The following is a 1,571-nucleotide window of genomic DNA, read 5'->3' as shown; positions in this document are numbered from 1 at the left end:
TCGTTACGCTCGTACTTCCAGACCGCCAGACCCCGCCTTACAACCCGTACGAAGCCATTGTCATGCTCGTAGGACGTCGGCTCATCATCCCCGGGAAACAACGCCACCAAGTGTCCGGCGTCGTCGTACTGATACGCCGTCACCGCCCCCAGCGGATCCTGCTCAACCGTCAGCCGGCCTTTGGCGTCGTAGGATTTGAAATGCTGGGCACCGTCCGGATCAATCCGCTGCACCAGCCGCGCCCGGTCGTCATGGACATACACTTCCTGACTGCCATCGGCGTTATGCAGCGTGACACGGCCGTCGTCCCCCCAGGCATACCGCGTATCCATCTGGGAAAAACTGGCCCAATGCCGAACACATCGCGCCGCTTTGCCGGGCCGTTCCCACTCCCAGAAGAAACTCGCCCCTCCGGCCAAACCACGCTCAAGAATCACGTGCTGATCGTCGTAGCGATAACGCTCGCTTTCACCTACCGCATTGGTCGCCGAGACCAGTCGGCCAGCGTCGTCGTACGCGTAGGAAACGACGGTCTGCTCGGTAATCCAGACATACGGGCCACGGCCTTCGGCCCGCTGCACCTGGTAGTCCACCGCGACGATGCGGCCCGCCGCATAGCGCAGGAACAGCGCACACCCCGCACCGTTATCCAGCCGCTCAATCCGCCCCAAATAATCCCGAGAAATCCGCAGCCGGTTGTCGTACGCGTCGCTGATCGAGACCAGCACACCGTCGCGAAAGTGATAAAACCGCGACGCCTGGGCCAGCACCAGTTCATCCGGCGACGCGCCCAAATAGATCGCGGCTTCGGCCAAACTATTGGTGATTGCTGGCCGAGCAACAGTCGGCATCGGAAACGAAGTACTGCGATTCTCATGGTCCGTCCACACCACCGAATCGCCCGACACCGCAAGCCGATGCGCCAGCGAATGACTCCAGCCAAACCCCAACCCGACATCCACTTCCACCGCACTGGTGCGATACAACCGTGTCCACTCGAACGGCAAGATTCCATCCAACGTGCCGTCGGTGAGGGTGAGCAATTCCTCCCCGGTAACCATCGACACGGGGCAGCCGTTGGTGACGGTCTTATCCGAAGATGCCGTCGCATCCCCGTTCGGGTTCTTCCCTGAAACGGGCACATCATCGACAGGCTCCTGCCTGACCAACACCGTCTGCTGAGTCTTCCTGCGAACCGCCGGCACCGGGTTCGAAACCACATGCTCCCCAACCTTCAACGGCGCAACCGGTACAGCCTTGATCGCTGTCGCGGGGCCACCGAGCAGCAAAGGCTTCAGCGCCTCGACATGCGCGTCCAACGTCGGCCCCACCAACTGATCAGCCAGCCTCTCCAGCCACTTGTGCGCTCGTCCGGATTTGATATGTCCCAGCACCTGAGCGCCCAGGCGAATCTGCACGCCCATGCCACGGGTCGCCCAGATCAGGAATAGATTGATCAGTACCTCACCGGTGATCTCGCCCAGCACTTCATACATCTCGGGCGGCGGTAGCAGGCGTAGCCAACTGACCATGGCCGACAGGTAGATAAACAGCAGCGGCTCATCGCTGAG

General features: G+C 61.4%; 1 protein-coding gene. It reads right to left on the bottom strand.

The annotated features are described in order from the left end of the window. A partial coding sequence (locus tag BFP99_RS28875) for a DUF6531 domain-containing protein (RefSeq protein WP_256098245.1) occupies positions 1 to 1,571 on the bottom strand: 1,571 nt, incomplete at both ends.

This window comes from Pseudomonas sp. 1 R 17 (genome assembly GCF_900067035.1).
Taxonomy (GTDB): domain Bacteria; phylum Pseudomonadota; class Gammaproteobacteria; order Pseudomonadales; family Pseudomonadaceae; genus Aquipseudomonas; species Aquipseudomonas marginalis.
The sequence above is the reverse complement of the archived record's forward strand: the minus strand, read 5'-3'. Positions and strand labels throughout refer to the sequence as shown.